This window comes from Tatumella ptyseos ATCC 33301, assembly GCF_000735525.1.
GTDB lineage: Bacteria > Pseudomonadota > Gammaproteobacteria > Enterobacterales > Enterobacteriaceae > Tatumella > Tatumella ptyseos.
This window is the reverse complement of the sequence record NZ_JMPR01000008.1, coordinates 1-20,139: the sequence shown is the minus strand read 5'-3', so window position 1 is coordinate 20,139 and position 20,139 is coordinate 1. Positions and strand designations below refer to the sequence as shown.

The following is a 20,139-nucleotide window of genomic DNA, read 5'->3' as shown; positions in this document are numbered from 1 at the left end:
ATGGCACAAGAGAATATGGCAGTAACCCGGGAAACCTTTGATCAGGTTATTTTACCGGTTTATGCACCGGCGCAGTTTGTTCCGGTCAGGGGAAAAGGAAGCCGGGTCTGGGATCAACAGAATAAAGAATATGTCGATTTTTCCGGCGGTATTGCAGTAACGGCATTGGGCCACTGTCACCCGGCGCTGGTGAATACACTAAAAGTGCAGGGTGAAACGTTATGGCATACCAGTAATGTATTCACTAACGAACCGGCACTCCGTTTAGCCAGCAAACTTATCTCAGCGACCTTTGCGGAGCGGGTTTTCTTCGCTAACTCCGGAGCAGAAGCAAACGAAGCTGCCTTTAAATTAGCCCGTTACTATGCTTCCGTCCGCCATAGTCCGTATAAAACTAAAATTATTGCCTTCCATCATGCCTTTCATGGCCGGACGTTGTTCACGGTCACGGTCGGAGGGCAACCTAAATATTCCGACGGTTTTGGCCCTAAACCGGCCGATATTATCCATGTCCCTTTTAATGACCTCGATGCGGTAAAAGCTGTTATTGATGATCATACCTGTGCGATTGTTCTGGAACCTATTCAGGGCGAAGGGGGTATTACGCCGGCCACGCCTGAATTTATGCAGGGATTACGAGAGCTGTGCGATCAGCATCAGGCTTTGCTGGTGATGGATGAAGTTCAGAGCGGGATGGGACGAAGCGGTAAACTTTTCGCTTATGAGCACTATGGCGTGAAACCGGATATTCTGACAACCGCCAAAGCATTGGGTGGCGGTTTCCCTGTCAGTGCGATGCTAACCACACAGGAAATCGCTTCTGCAATGACTCCGGGGACACACGGGACAACCTATGGCGGGAACCCGCTGGCCTGTGCGATTGCAGAAACCGCACTGGATATCATCAATACACCGGAAGTCCTTGCGGGCGTAGAACAACGCCGCCAATGGTTTTATGAAGAACTGGAGAAGATTAACCAGCGCTTCTCCCTGTTTACCGAAATCCGTGGTAAAGGGTTACTGATTGGCGCAGAACTGAAAGATGAGTACAAACTGAAAGCACGGGATCTTCTACACGCTGCAGCCGATGCAGGTGTGATGATCCTGACGGCCGGTAACGGCGTGATCCGGTTTGCACCTTCACTGGTCATTTCAGAGCAGGATATTCGTGAAGGAATGGCCCGGTTAGCCACCGCCGCAGAAAAACTTTTTGGCTGAGACGGGAAGCTGTCAGGTGACAGCGGTATTGCTGTCACCTGGCTTACTTAGGGCTGCTTTTTTTGCTGAGCAGCCATTGACCGTGATGAGGGCGCTGACGCCAGACCAGGGAGGAAATCGTCCGCATCACCTTCAGATGGCTTAATATCTGGTTCAGTTGTCGTTCCACAATAGTAACCGGCCCCAGAGGAATTTTAATCTCTTCATCCATCACATTCCTGCTGTGATCCTCCTCGCTGTGAAAATCGAGTCGTTGCTGACATTGCTGTAAGGCCACTTCGCAGGATTGCAAATACTTTTCCGCCAGATCAGGCGTCAGCATCGTATGCTCACGTGAAAGCGTCGTCAGCACATTGATATGCTCGACAATAAACTGACTGTGTGTCACCCAGAGGTGCATTTCGCTAAGGTATTCGGTATCAAAGCCCGGTTCCTGCATAGCCTGGTTCAGGGAGCTGAACAGTGCATTGTGTTGCTGGTTAGCTTTTATCCTGATAGCTTCGGCCTCTTCTGCCCCGGGGGACGGCCCGAGAAGGACTTGCAGCGCTTTCTGATAGGTGGACAGGACATCCTGAGCATTTTGCCTCAGTAAGGCACTCTGCCATTGTGGCCATAACCACAGCATGCCGGCGAAAGAAATCAGGCAACCGAGCAGGGTATCCAGCAGGCGCGGTACCAGAAAGTGTGCACCGTTCAGTGCGAGCAATTGCAGGCTATACACTGCGGTCACGGTAGTACCGATAGTGGCCCAGCCGTAGTATTGCCGTGAGAACAGGTTGCTGAACAGGGTAAGCAGCAGCATAGTCAGTAAAATGGCGGGTTCCGGTGTGGCGAGCTGTAAGGAAAGCGCGGCAATAATCAGCCCGGCAAACGTCCCTAAGGCCCGGTGCTGTATCCTCACACGGGTAGCGTTATAACTGTTCTGGCTGACCAGAATAATGGTCATCAGTACCCAATAAGGCTTGGGCATGTTCAGCGACAGCGCAAGGGTACTGGCCACCAGAAGCATTACCGAAAAGCGACCGGCTGTGCGTAATGCCGTCGATTTTAATGACAGATAACTGCGTAATGCACTCAGGAAAGGTAACCGGCGTTTACTGTCAGCCATTACATCACGGCGGTAAAGCGGAGCCCGTGACTGCAGTACTTTTGCAATTTTAGAGAAGTGATATCCGAAGAAAGACCCCACCGGATTATCCGGGTGTTCACGGGCAATATTTTGCAAGTCTGCCAGTGATCCTGCCATTGAAAAATGTCCGGGAATTTGATGATAAAGAATATTATCTGCGGTACTCCTCAGCTGCGTACAAATTTCATCGGCGTTTTGTTTAATGATCGCGGCAGAACCACTTTTTTGGATCAATGTGCGCACATCGTCCGTTTCACCCAGCGTGACGGAAATATGTTCCTGTAAATCTTCAGCCATGATAAAGGTGCGGATCAGATATTTCTCGCGGCTGTTTTTGTCGGCAGACAACATATGGATCTGCTGGTAGGCGGTAGTGATCAGGTCGACGATTTTTTGCTGCCGGTTTAACAGCGCAGGCAACGATTTTTCCGTGTCTGTCGGGTCTGTTGTGGTCAGCAGGTGATATTTATCTTCGCAATAGCTGGCCAGCGCCCGATAGAGCAGACTGAGCGTTTCGCGCAGGGGCTGATCTTTCGACAATCTGAACCAGAACCAGTTAAAAAGCCCGTACCAAAGGGTTCCGCCGCCATACAGTAACGGTGGCCCCCAGAGAGGCATCCGCCCTGTCAGGCTGAGTGTGAAGGTCATGGCGATAAGCGCACCGGGTAACAGCCGGCCATACAGGGGGCTTATCTCTCCGCACACGCCAATCAATAAGGGCAGGGTAAAAACGATAAAGGGTAGCGGAACATGTCGCAGTAATAACCACTGCAACAGGAAACTGCTGAAGGCAAACAGCATTCCTCCGAGGACGATTCGCTCAAAGAAACGGCGGTGTGGGGTATCCAGTCCGGCGATATTACAGCAGGCAGGGATAAGGGAAAACAGCAAACCTTTCTGCAGGTTGCCTGTTAGCCCGCCAATCAGAACAGGCAGGAAAACGACCAGTGTCTGGCGCAATGCATAGTTAACTTCGGGGTGATAAATCAGTCGGCGCCACATCGAATACAATCGCTGATAAAAAGTAAAACAGAACACGGTAGCGGCAGGCTACCGTGTGGATGGGAAGTTAACGGGTCCCGTAGACGACGATCGTCTTGCCGTGAGCAGAAATCAGATTCTGATCTTCCAGCATTTTAAGAATTCGTCCGACGGTCTCCCGTGAACAGCCGACAATTTGTCCTATTTCCTGGCGGGTAATTTTAATCTGCATCCCGTCCGGATGGGTCATAGCATCAGGCTGACGTGCTAAATTCAGCAATGTCTGGGCAATACGGCCTGTGACATCAAGGAATGCCAGATTACCGACTTTTTCGGACGTTACCTGTAACCGGCGCGCCATCTGTGAAGATAAACGCATCAGAATTTCGGGGTTCACCTGAATGAGTTGTCGGAATTTTTTATAAGAGATTTCAGCAACCTCACATGCCACTTTGGCACGTACCCAGGCGCTGCGTTCCTGATCTTCTTCAAAAAGTCCCAGTTCACCGATGAAATCTCCCTGGTTAAGATAAGAAAGGATCATCTCTTTTCCTTCTTCATCTTTAATTAAAACAGCCACGGAGCCTTTCACAATATAGTACAGGGTTTCTGCTTTCTCACCCTGGTGGATAAGGGTACTTTTGGAAGGATACTTATGAATATGACAATGGGACAGGAACCATTCGAGTGTAGGGTCTGTTTGTGGTTTACCGAGAACCATTCTCTTTTATCCTCTGTTGTAATCGTGCCGGAAATACAGGGATAAGCTCCTGCCAGGCAAGGAAGTCATAGGGTATTTTTATTGGCAATTACCGCAGAAAAGCAGATTTTGTTCCGGAGCTTTCTACCGTTTCACCATAATTGTAATCTGATAAAAAAATGTCTCACTCTTTGTTTGTAGCACACACTGGCGCAACTGTCTCCTGTTGTATGTTCAGACTGTAACGAATGCCAGCAGATTGCTGTTTATCCTTTGAAGGAGTAATCTGAAACCTGTTTTTTCAGAGCAGAGAGTAAGCATAATGCAGGCACGCGTAAAATGGGTTGAGGGACTCAGCTTTATCGGAGAATCGGCTTCCGGACATCAGGTATTAATGGATGGAAACTCGGGCGATAAAGCGCCAAGCCCGATGGAAATGGTGCTGATGGCCACCGGAAGTTGCAGCGCCATCGATGTGGTTTCAATCCTGCAAAAGGGGCGTCAGGATGTGGTGGACTGTGAAGTTAAACTGACCTCTGAGCGCCGGGAAGAGGTACCTCGTTTGTTTACGCATATTAATCTGCATTTTGTCGTCACGGGGCGCAATCTGACGGATGCTGTGGTTGAACGAGCTGTCACATTGTCTGCTGATAAGTATTGCTCAGTGGCACTGATGCTGGGGAAAGGTGTGGAAATTACGCATAGCTTTGAGGTGATAAGCCTTTGAAAGCCTATTGAGTGCCATCATGGCACTCAATACGGTCTACTGAAACTGCTTTTCTTCCATTAACCGCTTCACCAGTGGTGTCATGATTAACTCCATTGCCAGCCCCATTTTTCCGCCCGGCACGACCAGTGTATTAATGTGCGAAATAAAAGACCCCTGAATCATCGCCAGCAGGTAGGGGAAGTTAATGGCTTCCAGTCCCCGGAAATGAATTACCACAAAACTTTCATCTAATGAAGGGATGGTTTTGGCAGCAAATGGGTTAGAGGTATCGACGGTCGGAACCCGCTGAAAATTGATATGGGTACGGGAGAATTGCGGTGTTATGTAGTTAACATAATCATCCATGGAGCGAACCACTGAGTCCATCACCGCTTCCCGGGAATGGCTACGTTCGCGGGTATCCCGGACCAGTTTTTGAATCCACTCCAGGTTGACAATCGGGACGACACCGACCATCAGATCCACTTTATCTGCGACGTTGTACTGATCCGTGACAATTCCGCCATGTAACCCTTCGTAAAATAAAACATCGGTATCATCAGGCAGAGGTTGCCAGGGCGTAAACGTGCCCGGTACCTGCTTCCAGGGCACAGCTTCATCATAAGTATGGAGATACTTGCGGGAGCGGCCGGTTCCCTGAGTTCCGTACTCAACAAAGGTCTGTTCCAGCATTGCGAAATCGTTGGCTTCAGGGCCAAAGTAGCTGATATGCCGGCCGGAATCTCTGGCTTTGCGTATGGCAACATCCATTTCCGGGCGACTATAACGGTGAAAGCTATCCCCCTCAATTTCGGCGGCCCGGATATTCAGCTGCTGGAAGATTTTTCTGAATGCCAGACTGGTGGTGGTGGTTCCGGCCCCGCTAGAGCCTGTGACGGCAATGATTGGATGTCTGGCGGACATTAGGCTGTGCTCCCTGAATTCGTTCGGCTGACTGCATTGTTAGCATGTCTGCCGGGACCTGTCATCACTCAGGTGAGCAGAATTTATCTGTTCTGTCTGAAGGTACTGGCCTGCATTAACGACACTGATTCGTTCAGTTCAGACCAGACCACCACGATTTCACCGGCCGTAAGCTGACGATGAATATCCTGTGTTTTTTCCTCCAGCGTTCGTTCTTCTTCACCGTAATCGGTACCTTCACGGAGGACAAACGATTCGATCAGGTTATTCAGCGTCTCAGGATTGAGTTGTTGCCAGGGAATAATCATGCTTTTTTATCCAGCCAGGTTGAAAGCCATTGGGGGATCCGTTTCTCCAGCCACATGACCGGACGGGTTAATGTTCCGCTGACAAAACCGACATGCCCGCCATATTGGCTGAGCTGATAGGTAATGCTGGGCGAAAGATGCTCCGGGTTCGGGATAACGTCCGGTACCATAAAGGGATCATCCTGAGCATGGATAATCAGCAGCGGTTTTTCAACACCTGAAAGCATCGGCATACCGCTGGCCCGCCGGTAGTAGTCGGTCGCGTCGGCAAAACCGTGTATTTTCGAGGTAACTTCGTCATCAAAGTCTCGTAACCGGTGGATCTGCTTCAATCGCTCAGGAGAAACCGACAGTAATTCCGGGTAAGCTTTCATTTTCCGGCGGGCACTCTTCTTCAGCTGTGATAACAGGTAAAACTGATAAAAGCGTGAGAAGCCCTGTTCCAGTTTAGAACTGCAGGGCTCAAGCATCAGCGGGGCAGAGACGATGACTCCCGCATCCAGCAGACAGTCACTTCCCTGAGAACCCATCAGACAAGCCAGCATATTACCCCCGAGGGAGAACCCAATCGCTGCAGTGGGCACTTTTCCGTAGGTTTCCTGCAACCACTGCAAAAAGTAGCTGGCATCGCCGATTTCACCGGAGTGATAGCTTTGCGTCATGCGATTAGGTGCTTTGCCGCAGCCGCGAAAATGCATCACAACACCCAGCCATCCCTGCTTTTTAATCGCAGAAAGCAGGCCATGGGCATAAGGGCTGTTAATACTGCCTTCCAGGCCGTGAAAAATCACGGCTCGGGGCTTGTGGCGTGCGTGTTCCGGGTCTTCGCTCCAGGCAAGATCGACAAAATCACCATCAGGTAATTCCAGTCTCTGCCAGCAGGGCTTGATCCGGACAATACGTCTCAGGATCCTGGGCAGGAGCGTCTGAAGGTGAGGGTTTTTCAGTTGAGCAATCGGTGTGAAATGCTCATCTGTGATACGACAATTATTCATGTTGTCGGGACTTGTCTGATCCATAACTCACTGTATATTTAAACGGTTTAATTTCATCCTAAGACAGGAAAGGTGCCACGCATGGAAATGGGGTTATTTCTTTCACTACTTGGCTTCCTATGGGTTGCCGCGATCACACCTGGCCCTAATAATATGTTACTTACTGCATCCGGCGCCAACGTTGGTTTTTTTCGCAGTATTCCGCTCATGCTTGGCATCATGCTGGGTATGCAACTCATGCTGCTGTTGGTCGCTTTTGGTATCGGCGGCCTCATTCTGATTTATCCGGCGCTTCACTTATTGCTCAAAATTGCGGGCAGCCTCTATTTACTCTGGCTGTCATGGAAAATCGGCAGTGCCCCTTATGAAGTGCTTGAGGTAGACCTTTCTCCGGACAGAGGGAAAGCCATGCCATTCTGGCAGGGAGGTCTGCTGCAGTTGATCAACCCTAAAGCCTGGTTGATGTCATTAGGCGCAGTTGCCAGTTTCAGCCTTGCCGGAGCAGAATATCGTTCGTCTGTACTTGCCATCAGTTTCGCGATGTTTCTGGTCAACCTTGTGGCCGGTATCATTTGGCTGGGCTTTGGGACGATGATTGGCCGCTGGCTTAAAAGCCCGCAGGCATGGAAAATCTTTAATATCTTTATGGGGCTGCTCACCGCATCCTGTGTCATTCTGATCTGGCTTTAGACACTCATTGGCCCGGCAGGCAGTCATGACCCGGGTTCAGTGGAGACAATTGACTGAACCATTATATCAGGGGATCGTATGCTGATAATGCAGAATATTCCCTGAAAACCCGGCGACAAATTTATTGTTTTCCCGGCAGACAGGCAAGTCTTTATTCATCGAATCGGCTGAATTGTTAACAGCACCGGCTACGCAGTGAGTGGCCGGTGACTGTCCTGGTTATCGCGTTTGACTCACCGCGAACCTCATGTTGCCGGTACTATACCGGCTATAACGCATGAAAAATTAAGGGGTCAGCCTTATTCTGCTGACTGCATCTGTTCCAGTTGCTCCTGAAGTTCCAGCCACTCCATTTCACAGGTTTCCAGGGCTGACTGGCTTTCCGCCTGTACTTTCAGGGCAGCGGTCAGGTCATCTTTGCGTGCAGCATCATACAGTTCCTGCTGACCAAGCAACGCTTCATTCTCGCTGAGGGTATTCTGTAATAACGCCATTTGCTTTTCGATTTTATCTATCTTTTTCCTGATCGGTTGTGTCAGGGCCCGGAGTTCAGCATCACGACGTTTCTGGTCTTTGCGTGCCTGGGCGGAATTACCCTGAGCTGCGGCAGGGGCCTCTTTGACCACGCTGTTTTTCTGCTGTTCTGTCAGCCACTGCTGGTAGTCTTCGAGATCGCCATCGAATACATCCACATTACCGGCATCGACCAGATACAGGTCATCAGTGGTTGCACGGATAAGATGCCGGTCATGCGAAACGACGACCAGAGCCCCTTCATAATCAATTAATGCTTCTGTCAGTGCCTGACGCATATCCAGGTCGAGATGGTTGGTCGGTTCATCCAGCAATAGCAGGTTAGGACGTTCCCAGACAATCAACGCCAGCACCAGTCGGGCTTTTTCTCCCCCCGAGAAGCGTTGTGTCATCTCTGTAACTTTATCTCCCTGAAAACCGAAGCCGCCCAGGTAATCCCGTAACTGTTGTTCGCTGACCTGAGGAGAGGCCTGACGCTGCAGGTGTTGTAATGGTGAATCCTCTGCACGCAGGTACTCCAGCTGGTGCTGTGCGAAATAGCCCGCTTTAATGCCTTTCGCCAGAGCAACCTCGCCCTGCTGAGGGGATAACTCACCGGCTAACAACTTAATCAGCGTAGATTTCCCTGCGCCGTTACGGCCCAGTAACCCGATGCGTGAACCGGGAACCAGATTAAGTTTTACGGAATTCAGGATCACCCGGTTATCATAGCCGGCGGTGACTTTTTCCATTTTCAGTAACGGGTTGGGCAGGCTCTCCGGTGGTAAGAAACTGAAGCTGAAAGGATTATCCACATGTGCCGGGGCAATGAGTTCCATGCGTTCCAGCATTTTAATCCGGCTTTGGGCCTGACGGGCTTTTGTCGCCTTTGCACGAAAACGGTCGATATAATGTTGCAGATGGGCGACTTTCGCCTGCTGGCTTTGATAAAGCGACTGTTGCTGTGCCAGTTTGGTGGCTCGCTGCCGTTCAAAGTCACTGTAATTACCGGTGTATTCAAACAGGTTTTCCTGCTCGATATGCAGGATTTTATTGACAGTCGGGTCCAGAAAATCGCGATCGTGAGAGATCAGTATCAGCGTGCCGGTATAACTTTTCAGCCAGCGTTCGAGCCAGATCACTGCATCGAGATCCAGGTGGTTTGTCGGTTCGTCAAGAAGCAGTAAGTCTGAACGACAGATCAGTGCCTGGGCCAGATTCAGACGCATACGCCAGCCCCCCGAAAAATCTTTTACCGGAGCCTGTAATTGCTGTTGGGTAAATCCCAGCCCATTTAGCAGACTGGCAGCACGGGCCTGAATTGTCCAGGCCTGAACGGTATCAAGCTGTGCATGCAGCAGCGCAATACGGTTTCCGTCATTTTCTGCATTGGCCTGAGCCAGCTGCGATTCCAGATGGCGGAATTCCCGGTCACCGTCGATGACATACTCGATCGCTGGCTGATCCAGGGCCGGAGTTTCCTGATTTACCCAGGCCAGAGCCCAGTTTGCAGGAAAACTGACATTTCCGGCATCACTGGTAGTTTCCCCTTTCAGAAGGGATAAAAGTGTGGATTTTCCGCAGCCATTCTTCCCGACCAGGCCAACTTTTTGCCCGGGATTGATGGTGGCGGAAGCATTGTCCAGTAGCACGCGGGTACCGCGTCGTATTTGTAGCGAAGAAAAGACAATCATAAGCGCCGTTTCGTCAGAATATGTTAAATTATCAGCTAAAGTGAACTAATGATTAAACAGAAAATTTCGTTATGTGCTGCATGGTAGCTGAAATAGTTATCCGTGACGATGATTTGGAGGGGAACAATGTCGACACAGCCCAAAATCCTGCTGCTTTATGCCCATCCTGAATCACAGGAATCAGTCGCTAACCGGATCCTGCTGAAAACTGCACAACGTCAGGAAAACGTCACTGTGCATGACCTTTACGCATTTTATCCTGATTTTTTTATAGATATTCATTACGAGCAGCAACTGTTACGGGAACATGACATCATCATTTTCCAGCATCCACTCTATACTTATAGCTGTCCTGCGTTACTGAAAGAGTGGTTCGATCGGGTGCTGACCCGTGGATTTGCGATCGGTCACGGTGAGCAGGCATTAGCTGGCAAGTACTGGCGAAGTGTGATCACGACCGGTGAGCCGGAAACCGCGTATCACCAGCACGGCCTGAACAGGTATCCGATGAGCGATATTATGCGGCCCTTTGAACTGACAGCACAGGCCTGTCGTATGCATTGGTTAACACCGATGATTATTTATTCCGCCAGGCGCCAGACGGGCAAGGCGATGACAACGTATGCCAGTGCTTACAGCGACTGGTTAGCCCAGCCATTACCACAGGGGGTAATTTAATGCAGGGACCTGGCCTGTTAACTGCGGGTGTAATTTATCTTGGGGCAGCGGTCATTGCTGTCCCTATTGCTGCCCGATTGGGTATTGGCGCGGTACTGGGCTATCTGCTCGCGGGGATTGCTATAGGCCCCTGGGGTGTCGGGCTTATCAGTGATGTCGACGAAATACTGCATTTCTCGGAACTGGGTGTAGTTTTTCTGATGTTTATCATCGGTCTGGAACTGAACCCGGCCAAACTCTGGCAACTCCGGCGCTCTATTTTTGGGGTCGGTGCGGCCCAGGTCATCTTTTCGGCGGCAATTCTGGGCGGGCTGCTCTGGCTGACAAACTTTTCATGGCAGAGCGCGGTCATCGGCGGTATCGGATTGGCGATGTCCTCTACCGCGATGGCTATTCAGCTGATGCGCGATAAAGGAATGAACCGTAGTGAGTCCGGTCAGCTGGGATTTTCTGTCCTGCTGTTCCAGGATTTGGCGGTGATCCCGGCTTTGGCTCTGGTGCCGCTTCTGGCCGGTGGCAGTGATGGCGGACAGGCGACGGACTGGATAAAAGTAGGCATGAAGGTGCTGGCATTTGCGGGCATGCTGATTGGCGGCCGCTTCCTGCTGCGTCCGATTTTCCGCTTTATTGCCGGTTCGGCAGTGCGTGAGGTTTTTACGGCGGCGGCATTATTATTGGTGATCGGTTCGGCGTTGTTTATGGATGCGCTGGGACTGTCGATGGCGCTCGGGACCTTTATCGCAGGTATCCTGCTGGCCGAAAGTGAATACCGGCATGAGCTTGAGGTCGCGATTGATCCCTTTAAAGGACTGTTGCTGGGGCTATTCTTTATCTCGGTCGGTATGGCACTCAATCTTGGCGTGCTCTACACCCACATTGTTGAGGTGATTATCGCCGTACTGGTGCTGGTTGCTGTCAAAACGCTGGTTCTGTACATCCTGGCCCGCGTGTATGGCTTACGCAGTTCGGAGCGTTTGCAGTTTGCGGGGGTATTGAGTCAGGGCGGAGAATTTGCGTTTGTCCTCTTTTCGGCGGCATCCTCGGTGCATCTTTTTACCGGCGAACAACTGCCTATGTTACTCGTGACCGTGACTTTATCGATGATGACGACACCGTTACTGATGCAGGGTATCGATAAGATATTGATTCGTCGCTTCAATAACTCAAAGGATGACCACGGTGAAAAGCACTATGTTGAGGATGATCAGCCGCAAGTGATCGTGGTGGGCTTTGGTCGTTTCGGCCAGGTTGTTGGCCGTCTGCTGATGGCAAATAATACACGGATAACGGTCCTGGAACAGGATATCAGCGCCGTCAGTCTGATGCGTAAGTACGGTTATAAAGTCTATTATGGCGATGCGACGGAACTGGAACTGTTGCGGGCAGCCGGTGCAGAGGGGGCCGAGTCCATCGTCATCACCTGTAATGATCCGGAAGATGCGATGGCGATTGTTCAGCTGTGCCAGCACCATTTCCCGCACCTGAAAATTCTTGCCCGCGCCCGCGGACGTGTAGAAGCACACGAATTCCTGCAGGCAGGGGTGACGCAGTTCAGCCGCGAAACCTTCTCCAGTGCGCTGGAGCTTGGCCGTAAAACGCTGGTCTCAGTGGGGATGCATCCTCATCAGGCAATGCGGGCGCAGCTGCATTTCCGTCGTCTGGATATGCGTATGTTACGAGAACTGATGCCAAATCATGATGATAGCGGACAAATCTCCCGTGTCCGGGAAGCCCGTCGTGAGCTGGAAGACATCTTCAACCGTGAAATGCAGCAGGAAAAGCAACAGCTGGATGGCTGGGATGAGTTTGAATAACCCTCCCCTGTGAGAGTGCTATCGAGGGGCTTTCAAAAGACAGGAGTGCAGGATGGCGAAACGATTTATAGCCGGGGCCGTTTGCCCGCACTGTCAGCAAACCGATACGCTGGCGATGTGGCGTGAAAATAATGTAGATGTCGTGGAATGTGTCAAATGTGGTCATCAGATGCGTGAAGCGGATAAACGGTTGCCGGATAAACACGCGGGACCTGGTAAAATTATAGGGGTGTTTACTCCTGAATAGGCGGGTATCAGGTTTTTTTTCCCCGGTAACTTACAGGGGGATTGAATTTCGTTACAATTGCCACCACTAAGACCGGAGAGGAAATCAGTTTATGTTTTTCCCGGTCAGGACCTTTCTGGTTGGTGTTATTGCAGGCAAAAATAGACCAATGAGACGGGAATATAGCTCTCAACGGTTAGGAGATATCATGAAAGTAGCAAAAGACCTGGTTGTCAGCCTTGCTTATCAGGTACGTACAGAAGATGGGGTATTAGTTGATGAATCCCCTGCAAATGTACCGCTGGATTACCTGCACGGTCATGGTTCCCTGATTTCTGGTCTGGAAAAAGCACTGGAAAACCATGAAGCAGGTGATAAGTTTGACGTTAACATCCCGGCCAACGATGCTTATGGTCAGTATGATGACAATCTGGTTCAGCGCGTACCGAAAGATGTTTTTGTCGGTGTTGATGAACTGCAGGTAGGCATGCGCTTCCTGGCTGAGACCGATCAGGGTCCGGTACCGGTAGAAATCACCGAAGTCGGTGATGATTATGTTGTGGTTGATGGTAACCATATGCTGGCAGGCCAGAACCTGAGCTTTAATGTCGAAGTCATTGCTATTCGCGAAGCGACGGCGGAAGAACTGGCTCACGGGCATGTCCACGGCGAAAATGGCCATGATCATGGCCACGACCATGAACATGGTCAGGAAGGTTGCGGGACTGGCGGCTGTGGCTGCCACCACTAAGCTGTCCTGAGACATAAAGCCGCTGACGAGCGGCTTTATGTTGAGCCTCTCAATAGTGAGGAGGCGGTGTCTCTTCAGATTGTGAAGCCAGCAGTGACGGTGCCGCTGTTTTAAGCTTATCCGCTAATAAACGGAACTGTTCACGTAATCTTGCCATTTCAAGTTCATGCCTGACCACAGTCTGGTTCAGTTCTTCAATAGTCAGCTCCTGAAAAGCAATTTTGCTTTCAAGCGCTTCCAGATGTTTTTCCCATTCGGTTATCTGCATTAGTTTTCCTCACTGTCTCTTTGCGCGCCATGATGCGCGATCCCGGCATTTTATTCGAGTCCCGGTGGAGGGAAATCGCCTGAATTTTGCAGGTCAGCCACGCGGTAACCTTGAAATTTACTCTTATATCCCAATAATCAATGAAACTTCCTGATGCAAAAAAGGTCGGAAGTTAACAGAGAATCATTGTGATGGCAGTGGTAACCCTGTCATATACCGTTATAGTGTGAGCAATTAAAACACAACAATCACCGGGGTCAGAGACTTCGGTTGGGAGATATGGATGAAATCATTGTTTAAAGTCTCATTGTTAGCGACCACCCTGGCTGTTGCGCTGAATGCACCTGCAGTTATGGCTGCAACCTCAGCAACCACCACCACAGAACAGACTCCGACCAATGCTGCATTTAAAGATCAGTCTCAGCAATCGGCCTATGCACTGGGAGCCTCTCTGGGTCGTTACATGGACAACTCTCTGAAGGAACAAGAGAAGCTTGGTATCAAGCTTGACAAAAAACTCCTGATTGCCGGTGTACAGGACGCATTTGCAGGTAAGAGCAAATTATCCGATGCTGAAATTGAACAAACCCTGAAAGGGTTTGAAACTAAAGTAAAAGCGGCAGCTCAGGCTAAAATGGAACAAGACGCGAAAGAGAATGCAGAGAAAGGTGATGCATTCGCAGCGAAATTTGCAAAAGAAAGCGGCGTGAAGAAAACCGCCAGCGGCCTGCTGTACAAAGTAGAGAAAGAAGGTACGGGTCCGGCCCCGGTCGACAGTGATACTGTTGTCGTTAACTACAAAGGGACTCTGGTCAACGGTACTGAGTTTGATAACTCTTACAAGCGTGGTGAGCCTCTGACATTCCGTCTTGACGGTGTGATCCCGGGCTGGACCGAAGGTCTGAAACACGTGAAGAAAGGCGGTAAAATTGAGCTGGTTATCCCGCCAGACTTAGCTTACGGCCAGAATGGTGTTCCGGGTATCCCGCCAAATTCAACCTTAGTATTCCAGGTTGAATTACTGGATGTGAAACAGGCACCAAAAACTGACGATGCGGCCAAAGCACCGACAGCAGACAGCCAGACCAAAGCAGCCCAGTAATACCTTGCACCGCCGCGCTCTGCGGCGGTGTCTTCTCCCCGCGTAGAATAAAAACGCTGGTTTATGTCATCGACATTTGCCAGACTGACCCTTCTGATGTTTTTACTATTTGAGTCTGCCCGGCAGTGCTTATGACAGGCTCCTGCTATGTAGGGTAATATCTGTGATGTCTAATCCTTTTAATCCTGGCGATGCTTCCGTTTATGAAATCCCGGAGCATCCATCTTTTGAACCGTCAGACTACGAGATCCTGAAATCCTACGAATCCGTCGTCGATGGTCTGGCAATGTTGATTGGTTCACACTGTGAGATTGTGCTGCATTCTCTGGATAACCTGACGTGCTCTGCCATTCGTATTGCAAATGGCGAGCATACCGGCAGACAGGTCGGTTCACCCATTACTGATTTGGCTCTGCGGATGTTGCATGACCTGCAGGGTGAGGACAGTAATGTTTCCCGCGCCTACTTTACCCGTGCGAAAAGCGGGGTATTGATGAAATCGGTGACCATTGCTATCCGAAATCGGGAGCAGCGGGTCATCGGTTTATTGTGTATTAACATGAATCTGGATGTGCCGTTCTCTCAGATAATGTCAACGTTTATGCCTCCGGAGCTACATCAGGTAGATTCAAGCGTGAATTTCGCCAGTTCAGTAGATGATCTGGTGGCTCAGACATTGGAGTTCACGATAGAAGAAGTCACTAACGATCGAAATGTCGCAAATAATGCGAAGAACAGACAGATCGTGTTGAACCTGTACGAAAAAGGTATTTTCGATATCAAAGATGCCATTAATCAGGTCGCTGACCGTCTGGATATCTCCAAGCATACGGTTTATCTCTATATCCGGCAGTTTAAAAACGGTGAGTTTCAGGGAGGCGATCGCTGATGCATTATGCATTGCTGGTGACCGGTGCGCCTTACGGGACGCAGCAATCGACCAGTGCACTCCTGTTTGCCCGCGCGCTCCTGGCGGCCGGCCAGCATCTGGACAGTGTTTTCTTCTATCGTGAGGGTGTTCAGAATGCCAACCTGCTGACCGCGCCTGCCAGTGATGAGCTGGATATTGTGCGGGAATGGCAGAAGTTACAGGAGCAACATGGTATCGGGTTACATATCTGCGTTGCTGCAGCGCTTCGGCGCGGCGTCGTTGATTCCGCAGAAGCGGCCCGGTTACAGTTACCTGTTGCGAATCTGCAACAGGGATTTTTGCTGGCAGGCCTTGGCGCTTTTGCTGAAGCCGCATTAACCTGTGATCGGCTGGTACAGTTCTGATGAATCGTGTTGCCTTTATTTTTACCTCTGCTCCTCATGGGAGCAGTGCAGGGCGGGAAGGTCTTGATGCCTTGCTGGCCACCGCCGCTCTGAATGATCAGTGCGGAGTTTTTTTTCTGGGAGACGGTGTTCTGCAGTTATTCCCGGGCCAGCAGCCTGAAAATATTCTGTCACGACATTACGCGGCAACATTTGGCGTATTATCACTTTACGACATTGAGCAATGCTATTTGTGTAAAGCCTCACTGGATATCCGTGGGATCCCTGTGGATACCCCATGGATACTGGATGCGGAAATCCTGGAACCTATGGCATTACGACGTTGTCTGAATGACTATGACAGAATCGTCACCTTCTGAGATAAAACGACTGATGTTACATACATTAATGCATTCGCCCTGGCAGAGTGATATTGCGGGACGTATCTCATTGCTGAGCGAAGATGATGACGTGCTATTATTGCAGGATGGCGTGCTGGCGGCCCTTGAAGGTAACCCTTTCGCGAAAATGCTACTGCAGTCACCGGCAACAATTTATGTGTTAGAGGAAGACCTTCTGGCACGCGGGCTGACTGAACAAATTTCAGCCAATATGTGCAAAGTAGGCTATAATGGATTCGTTGAATTGACGATTCGTCACCCACAACAGCTCGTCTGGTAGCACAGAAGTATTGGTTATTTCTTGACACCTTTTAGACGTGGCCCTAAAATTCTGCGTCCTCGTAGAAATACGAGGCGATTTATTACGTGTTTACGAAGCAAAAGCTAAATCCAGGAGCTATTTAATGGCAACAGTTAACCAGCTGGTTCGCAAACCACGCGTACGCAAAGTTGCAAAAAGCAACGTGCCTGCGCTGGAAGCCTGCCCGCAGAAACGTGGTGTTTGTACTCGTGTATATACTACCACTCCTAAAAAACCGAACTCCGCACTGCGTAAAGTATGTCGTGTTCGCCTGACCAACGGTTTCGAAGTGACTTCGTACATCGGTGGTGAAGGTCATAACCTGCAGGAACACTCCGTGATCCTGATCCGTGGCGGTCGTGTAAAAGACTTGCCAGGTGTGCGTTACCACACTGTTCGCGGTGCACTTGACTGTTCAGGTGTTAAAGACCGTAAGCAAGCGCGTTCTAAGTACGGTGTGAAGAAGCCAAAGGCTTAATGGAACTCCGTTAAGTAAGGCCAAACGTTTTAATATAAATGTCAGAATAAACTCGTAGAGTTTTGGACAATCCTGAATTATCAACGGAGAATTTCCATGCCACGTCGTCGTGTTATTGGTCAACGTAAAATCCTGCCAGATCCTAAGTTCGGATCTGAATTACTGGCCAAATTTGTAAACATTCTGATGGTAGACGGTAAAAAATCTACTGCAGAATCTATCGTTTATACTGCGCTTGAGACCCTGGCTCAGCGCTCTGGTAAATCTGAACTGGAAGCATTCGATGTAGCTCTCGAAAACGTGCGTCCTACAGTAGAAGTTAAATCCCGCCGTGTCGGTGGTTCTACTTATCAGGTTCCGGTTGAAGTCCGTCCGGTTCGTCGTAATGCTCTGGCAATGCGTTGGATCGTAGAAGCTGCTCGTAAACGCGGTGATAAATCTATGGCTTTACGCCTGGCGAACGAACTTTCTGATGCTGCAGAAAACAAAGGTACTGCAGTTAAGAAACGTGAAGACGTTCACCGTATGGCTGAAGCCAACAAGGCGTTCGCTCACTACCGCTGGTAATCACCACGGTGTAGTTGTTAACCCGGCGGACGCTTCTGAAGCAAACCCGCCGTGGTTTACTTACAATGAACGTCCGAGAATCAGAGGAATCAAATGGCTCGTACAACACCCATTGCCCGCTACCGTAACATTGGTATCAGTGCACACATCGACGCCGGTAAAACTACAACTACCGAGCGTATCCTGTTCTACACCGGTGTAAACCATAAAATCGGTGAAGTACATGATGGTGCTGCAACCATGGACTGGATGGCTCAGGAGCAGGAACGTGGTATTACTATCACCTCCGCTGCTACCACCGCTTTCTGGTCTGGTATGGCAAAACAATTTGAACCACACCGCGTCAATATCATTGATACCCCGGGACACGTTGACTTTACTATCGAAGTAGAGCGTTCAATGCGTGTTCTGGATGGTGCAGTAATGGTTTACTGCGCGGTCGGCGGCGTTCAGCCTCAGTCTGAGACTGTATGGCGTCAGGCGAACAAATATAAAGTTCCACGTATCGCGTTCGTTAACAAAATGGACCGTATGGGTGCGAACTTCCTGAAAGTTGTTGGCCAGATCAAAAGCCGTCTGGGTGCTAACCCTGTTCCATTGCAGCTGGCAATCGGTGCAGAAGAAGGCTTCACCGGTGTTGTTGACCTGGTGAAAATGAAAGCCATCAACTGGAACGAAGCAGACGCGGGTGTGACCTTCGAATACGAAGAAATCCCTGCTGATCTGGTCGAACTGGCTGACGAGTGGCACCAGAACCTGGTTGAAGCCGCCGCAGAAGCTTCTGAAGAGCTGATGGAGAAATACCTCGGCGGTGAAGAACTGACTGAAGAAGAGATTAAACAAGCTCTGCGTCAGCGCGTTCTGAACAACGAAATCATCCTGGTTACCTGTGGTTCTGCATTTAAGAACAAAGGTGTTCAGGCGATGCTGGATGCTGTTATCGAGTACCTGCCATCTCCGACTGACGTACCTGCGATTAAAGGTATGCTGGATGACGGTAAAGATACTCCTGCAGAGCGTCACGCTGATGATAACGAACCGTTCTCAGCACTGGCATTTAAAATTGCTAATGACCCGTTCGTAGGTAACCTGACGTTCTTCCGTGTCTATTCCGGTATTGTTAACTCCGGTGACACCGTACTGAACTCAGTGAAATCTGCACGTGAGCGTTTCGGCCGTATCGTTCAGATGCACGCTAACAAGCGTGAAGAAATCAGCGAAGTTCGTGCGGGCGATATCGCCGCAGCTATCGGTCTGAAAGATGTTATTACTGGTGATACCCTGTGTGATCCAAGCGCGCCAATCATCCTGGAGCGTATGGAATTCCCAGAGCCGGTAATCTCTATCGCCGTTGAACCAAAAACCAAAGCTGACCAGGAAAAAATGGGTCTGGCTCTGGGTCGTCTGGCTAAAGAAGATCCATCTTTCCGCGTATGGACTGATGAAGAATCTAACCAGACTATCATCGCTGGTATGGGTGAGTTGCACCTGGATATCATCGTTGACCGTATGAAGCGTGAATTTAACGTTGAAGCGAACGTGGGTAAACCACAGGTAGCTTACCGTGAAGCTATCCGCGCTAAAGTCACCGATATCGAAGGTAAACACGCCAAGCAGTCTGGTGGTCGTGGTCAGTATGGTCATGTTGTTATCGACATGTACCCGCTGGAGCCAGGTAAGAACCCGGATGGTTACGAATTTATCAACGACATCAAAGGTGGTGTAATCCCTACGGAATACATCCCTGCGGTTGATAAAGGTATCCAGGAGCAGCTGAAATCAGGTCCACTGGCGGGTTACCCGGTAGTTGATCTGGGTGTTCGTCTGCACTTTGGTTCTTACCATGACGTTGACTCCTCTGAGCTGGCGTTTAAACTGGCGGCTTCTCTCGCCTTTAAAGATGGCTTTAAGAAAGCAACTCCGGTTCTGCTTGAGCCAATCATGAAGGTTGAAGTTGAAACTCCGGAAGAAAACACCGGTGATGTCATCGGTGACCTGAGCAGACGTCGTGGTATGCTTAAAGGGCAGGAATCCAACGCAACTGGCGTTGAGATTCACGCAGAAGTTCCGCTGTCTGAAATGTTCGGATATGCAACTCAGCTGCGTTCACTGACCAAAGGTCGTGCTTCTTACTCCATGGAGTTCCTGAAGTATGACGATGCGCCAAACAACGTTGCGCAGGCCGTTATTGAAGCTCGTGGTAAATAATACCACGGTTTAATTTTGAACAGATGCCTTCATCGGATGATGAAGGCATAACGTAAGGAATATCGCCATGGCGAAAGAGCAATTTCAACGTAACAAACCACACGTTAACGTCGGTACTATCGGCCACGTTGACCATGGTAAAACCACTCTGACTGCAGCAATCACTACCGTACTGGCTAAACACTACGGCGGTGCTGCACGTGACTTCGCGCAGATCGATAACGCGCCAG

General features: G+C 50.0%; 23 protein-coding genes. 16 read left to right on the top strand and 7 right to left on the bottom strand.

Going from position 1 to position 20,139, the window contains the following annotated elements; translation table 11 throughout:
- Window positions 1-1,218: a bifunctional acetylornithine/succinyldiaminopimelate transaminase gene (argD, locus tag GTPT_RS01985; protein ID WP_029991021.1), complete on the top strand. Its 1,218-nt coding sequence runs from the start codon at window positions 1-3 to the stop codon at window positions 1,216-1,218.
- A 43-nt stretch (window positions 1,219-1,261) separates the two neighbouring features.
- On the opposite strand, the gene GTPT_RS01980 is transcribed toward argD, so the two are convergent.
- Both GTPT_RS01980 and crp read right to left on the bottom strand, forming a co-directional pair.
- Window positions 1,262-3,349: a YccS/YhfK family putative transporter gene (locus GTPT_RS01980; RefSeq protein WP_025901477.1), complete on the bottom strand. Its 2,088-nt coding sequence runs from the start codon at window positions 3,347-3,349 to the stop codon at window positions 1,262-1,264.
- Between the two features lie 67 nt (window positions 3,350-3,416).
- Complete coding sequence (gene crp, locus GTPT_RS01975; protein WP_025901476.1) at window positions 3,417-4,049, bottom strand: cAMP-activated global transcriptional regulator CRP; 633 nt, start codon at window positions 4,047-4,049, stop codon at window positions 3,417-3,419.
- A gap of 301 nt (window positions 4,050-4,350) precedes the next feature.
- Here crp and GTPT_RS01970 point away from each other — a divergent pair, with 301 nt between their 5' ends.
- Window positions 4,351-4,755 (top strand): OsmC family protein, encoded by a 405-nt coding sequence (locus tag GTPT_RS01970; RefSeq protein ID WP_029991020.1) that lies wholly within the window; start codon window positions 4,351-4,353, stop codon window positions 4,753-4,755.
- Window positions 4,756-4,791: 36 nt separating this feature from the next.
- On the opposite strand, the gene GTPT_RS01965 is transcribed toward GTPT_RS01970, so the two are convergent.
- The 3 genes from GTPT_RS01965 to GTPT_RS01955 form a co-directional block, all read right to left on the bottom strand.
- Window positions 4,792-5,661, bottom strand: a complete 870-nt coding sequence (locus GTPT_RS01965; RefSeq protein ID WP_025901474.1) for a phosphoribulokinase — start codon at window positions 5,659-5,661, stop codon at window positions 4,792-4,794.
- A gap of 83 nt (window positions 5,662-5,744) precedes the next feature.
- Window positions 5,745-5,969, bottom strand: coding sequence for a YheU family protein (locus GTPT_RS01960; protein WP_025901473.1), 225 nt, complete (start codon window positions 5,967-5,969; stop codon window positions 5,745-5,747).
- Window positions 5,966-6,988 carry a hydrolase gene (locus GTPT_RS01955; protein WP_025901472.1) on the bottom strand — a complete coding sequence of 341 codons (1,023 nt, stop codon included), beginning with the start codon at window positions 6,986-6,988 and terminating at the stop codon, window positions 5,966-5,968. Before GTPT_RS01955 ends, GTPT_RS01960 begins: the two co-directional genes overlap by 4 nt.
- A gap of 57 nt (window positions 6,989-7,045) precedes the next feature.
- On the opposite strand from GTPT_RS01955, the gene GTPT_RS01950 reads away from it, so the two are divergent.
- Window positions 7,046-7,654, top strand: coding sequence for a LysE family translocator (locus tag GTPT_RS01950; protein WP_025901471.1), 609 nt, complete (start codon window positions 7,046-7,048; stop codon window positions 7,652-7,654).
- A 299-nt stretch (window positions 7,655-7,953) separates the two neighbouring features.
- Here GTPT_RS01950 and GTPT_RS01945 read toward each other — a convergent pair whose 3' ends face one another.
- Window positions 7,954-9,861 (bottom strand): ABC transporter ATP-binding protein, encoded by a 1,908-nt coding sequence (locus GTPT_RS01945; RefSeq protein ID WP_029991019.1) that lies wholly within the window; start codon window positions 9,859-9,861, stop codon window positions 7,954-7,956.
- 126 nt (window positions 9,862-9,987) lie between these two features.
- Here GTPT_RS01945 and kefG point away from each other — a divergent pair, with 126 nt between their 5' ends.
- The 4 genes from kefG (at window position 9,988) to slyD (ending at window position 13,330) form a co-directional block, all read left to right on the top strand.
- Window positions 9,988-10,539, top strand: coding sequence for a glutathione-regulated potassium-efflux system ancillary protein KefG (kefG, locus tag GTPT_RS01940; protein ID WP_025901469.1), 552 nt, complete (start codon window positions 9,988-9,990; stop codon window positions 10,537-10,539).
- Window positions 10,539-12,353, top strand: a complete 1,815-nt coding sequence (gene kefB, locus GTPT_RS01935; protein WP_025901468.1) for a glutathione-regulated potassium-efflux system protein KefB — start codon at window positions 10,539-10,541, stop codon at window positions 12,351-12,353. Before kefG ends, kefB begins: the two co-directional genes overlap by 1 nt.
- A gap of 52 nt (window positions 12,354-12,405) precedes the next feature.
- Window positions 12,406-12,600: a YheV family putative zinc ribbon protein gene (locus GTPT_RS01930; RefSeq protein ID WP_025901467.1), complete on the top strand. Its 195-nt coding sequence runs from the start codon at window positions 12,406-12,408 to the stop codon at window positions 12,598-12,600.
- Window positions 12,601-12,787: 187 nt separating this feature from the next.
- Entirely contained in the window at window positions 12,788-13,330 is a 543-nt protein-coding gene (gene slyD / locus GTPT_RS01925; protein WP_029991018.1) for a peptidylprolyl isomerase, read from the top strand.
- A 49-nt stretch (window positions 13,331-13,379) separates the two neighbouring features.
- Here slyD and GTPT_RS01920 read toward each other — a convergent pair whose 3' ends face one another.
- On the bottom strand, window positions 13,380-13,598 hold the full coding sequence (locus GTPT_RS01920; RefSeq protein ID WP_025901465.1) for a SlyX family protein: 219 nt from the start codon (window positions 13,596-13,598) through the stop codon (window positions 13,380-13,382).
- 283 nt (window positions 13,599-13,881) lie between these two features.
- On the opposite strand from GTPT_RS01920, the gene fkpA reads away from it, so the two are divergent.
- The 9 genes from fkpA to GTPT_RS01875 form a co-directional block, all read left to right on the top strand.
- On the top strand, window positions 13,882-14,700 hold the full coding sequence (gene fkpA / locus GTPT_RS01915) for an FKBP-type peptidyl-prolyl cis-trans isomerase (protein ID WP_025901464.1): 819 nt from the start codon (window positions 13,882-13,884) through the stop codon (window positions 14,698-14,700).
- Window positions 14,701-14,866: 166 nt separating this feature from the next.
- Window positions 14,867-15,589, top strand: coding sequence for a helix-turn-helix transcriptional regulator (locus tag GTPT_RS01910; protein ID WP_029991017.1), 723 nt, complete (start codon window positions 14,867-14,869; stop codon window positions 15,587-15,589).
- Window positions 15,589-15,975, top strand: a complete 387-nt coding sequence (gene tusD, locus GTPT_RS01905) for a sulfurtransferase complex subunit TusD (RefSeq protein WP_025901462.1) — start codon at window positions 15,589-15,591, stop codon at window positions 15,973-15,975. The genes GTPT_RS01910 and tusD overlap by 1 nt, the downstream gene beginning before the upstream one ends.
- Entirely contained in the window at window positions 15,975-16,334 is a 360-nt protein-coding gene (tusC, locus tag GTPT_RS01900; protein ID WP_025901461.1) for a sulfurtransferase complex subunit TusC, read from the top strand. Before tusD ends, tusC begins: the two co-directional genes overlap by 1 nt.
- Before the next feature lie 13 nt (window positions 16,335-16,347).
- Complete coding sequence (gene tusB, locus GTPT_RS01895; protein ID WP_025901460.1) at window positions 16,348-16,635, top strand: sulfurtransferase complex subunit TusB; 288 nt, start codon at window positions 16,348-16,350, stop codon at window positions 16,633-16,635.
- Between the two features lie 124 nt (window positions 16,636-16,759).
- Window positions 16,760-17,134, top strand: a complete 375-nt coding sequence (rpsL, locus tag GTPT_RS01890) for a 30S ribosomal protein S12 (RefSeq protein ID WP_003852912.1) — start codon at window positions 16,760-16,762, stop codon at window positions 17,132-17,134.
- 96 nt (window positions 17,135-17,230) lie between these two features.
- Window positions 17,231-17,701 carry a 30S ribosomal protein S7 gene (rpsG, locus tag GTPT_RS01885; RefSeq protein WP_025901459.1) on the top strand — a complete coding sequence of 157 codons (471 nt, stop codon included), beginning with the start codon at window positions 17,231-17,233 and terminating at the stop codon, window positions 17,699-17,701.
- A 93-nt stretch (window positions 17,702-17,794) separates the two neighbouring features.
- A complete protein-coding gene (gene fusA / locus GTPT_RS01880) occupies window positions 17,795-19,909 on the top strand; it encodes an elongation factor G (RefSeq protein ID WP_025901458.1) in 2,115 nt (704 codons plus the stop codon).
- 67 nt (window positions 19,910-19,976) lie between these two features.
- Window positions 19,977-20,139 (top strand): GTP-binding protein (locus tag GTPT_RS01875; RefSeq protein WP_038010722.1); only part of this gene is annotated, 163 nt, incomplete at its 3' end.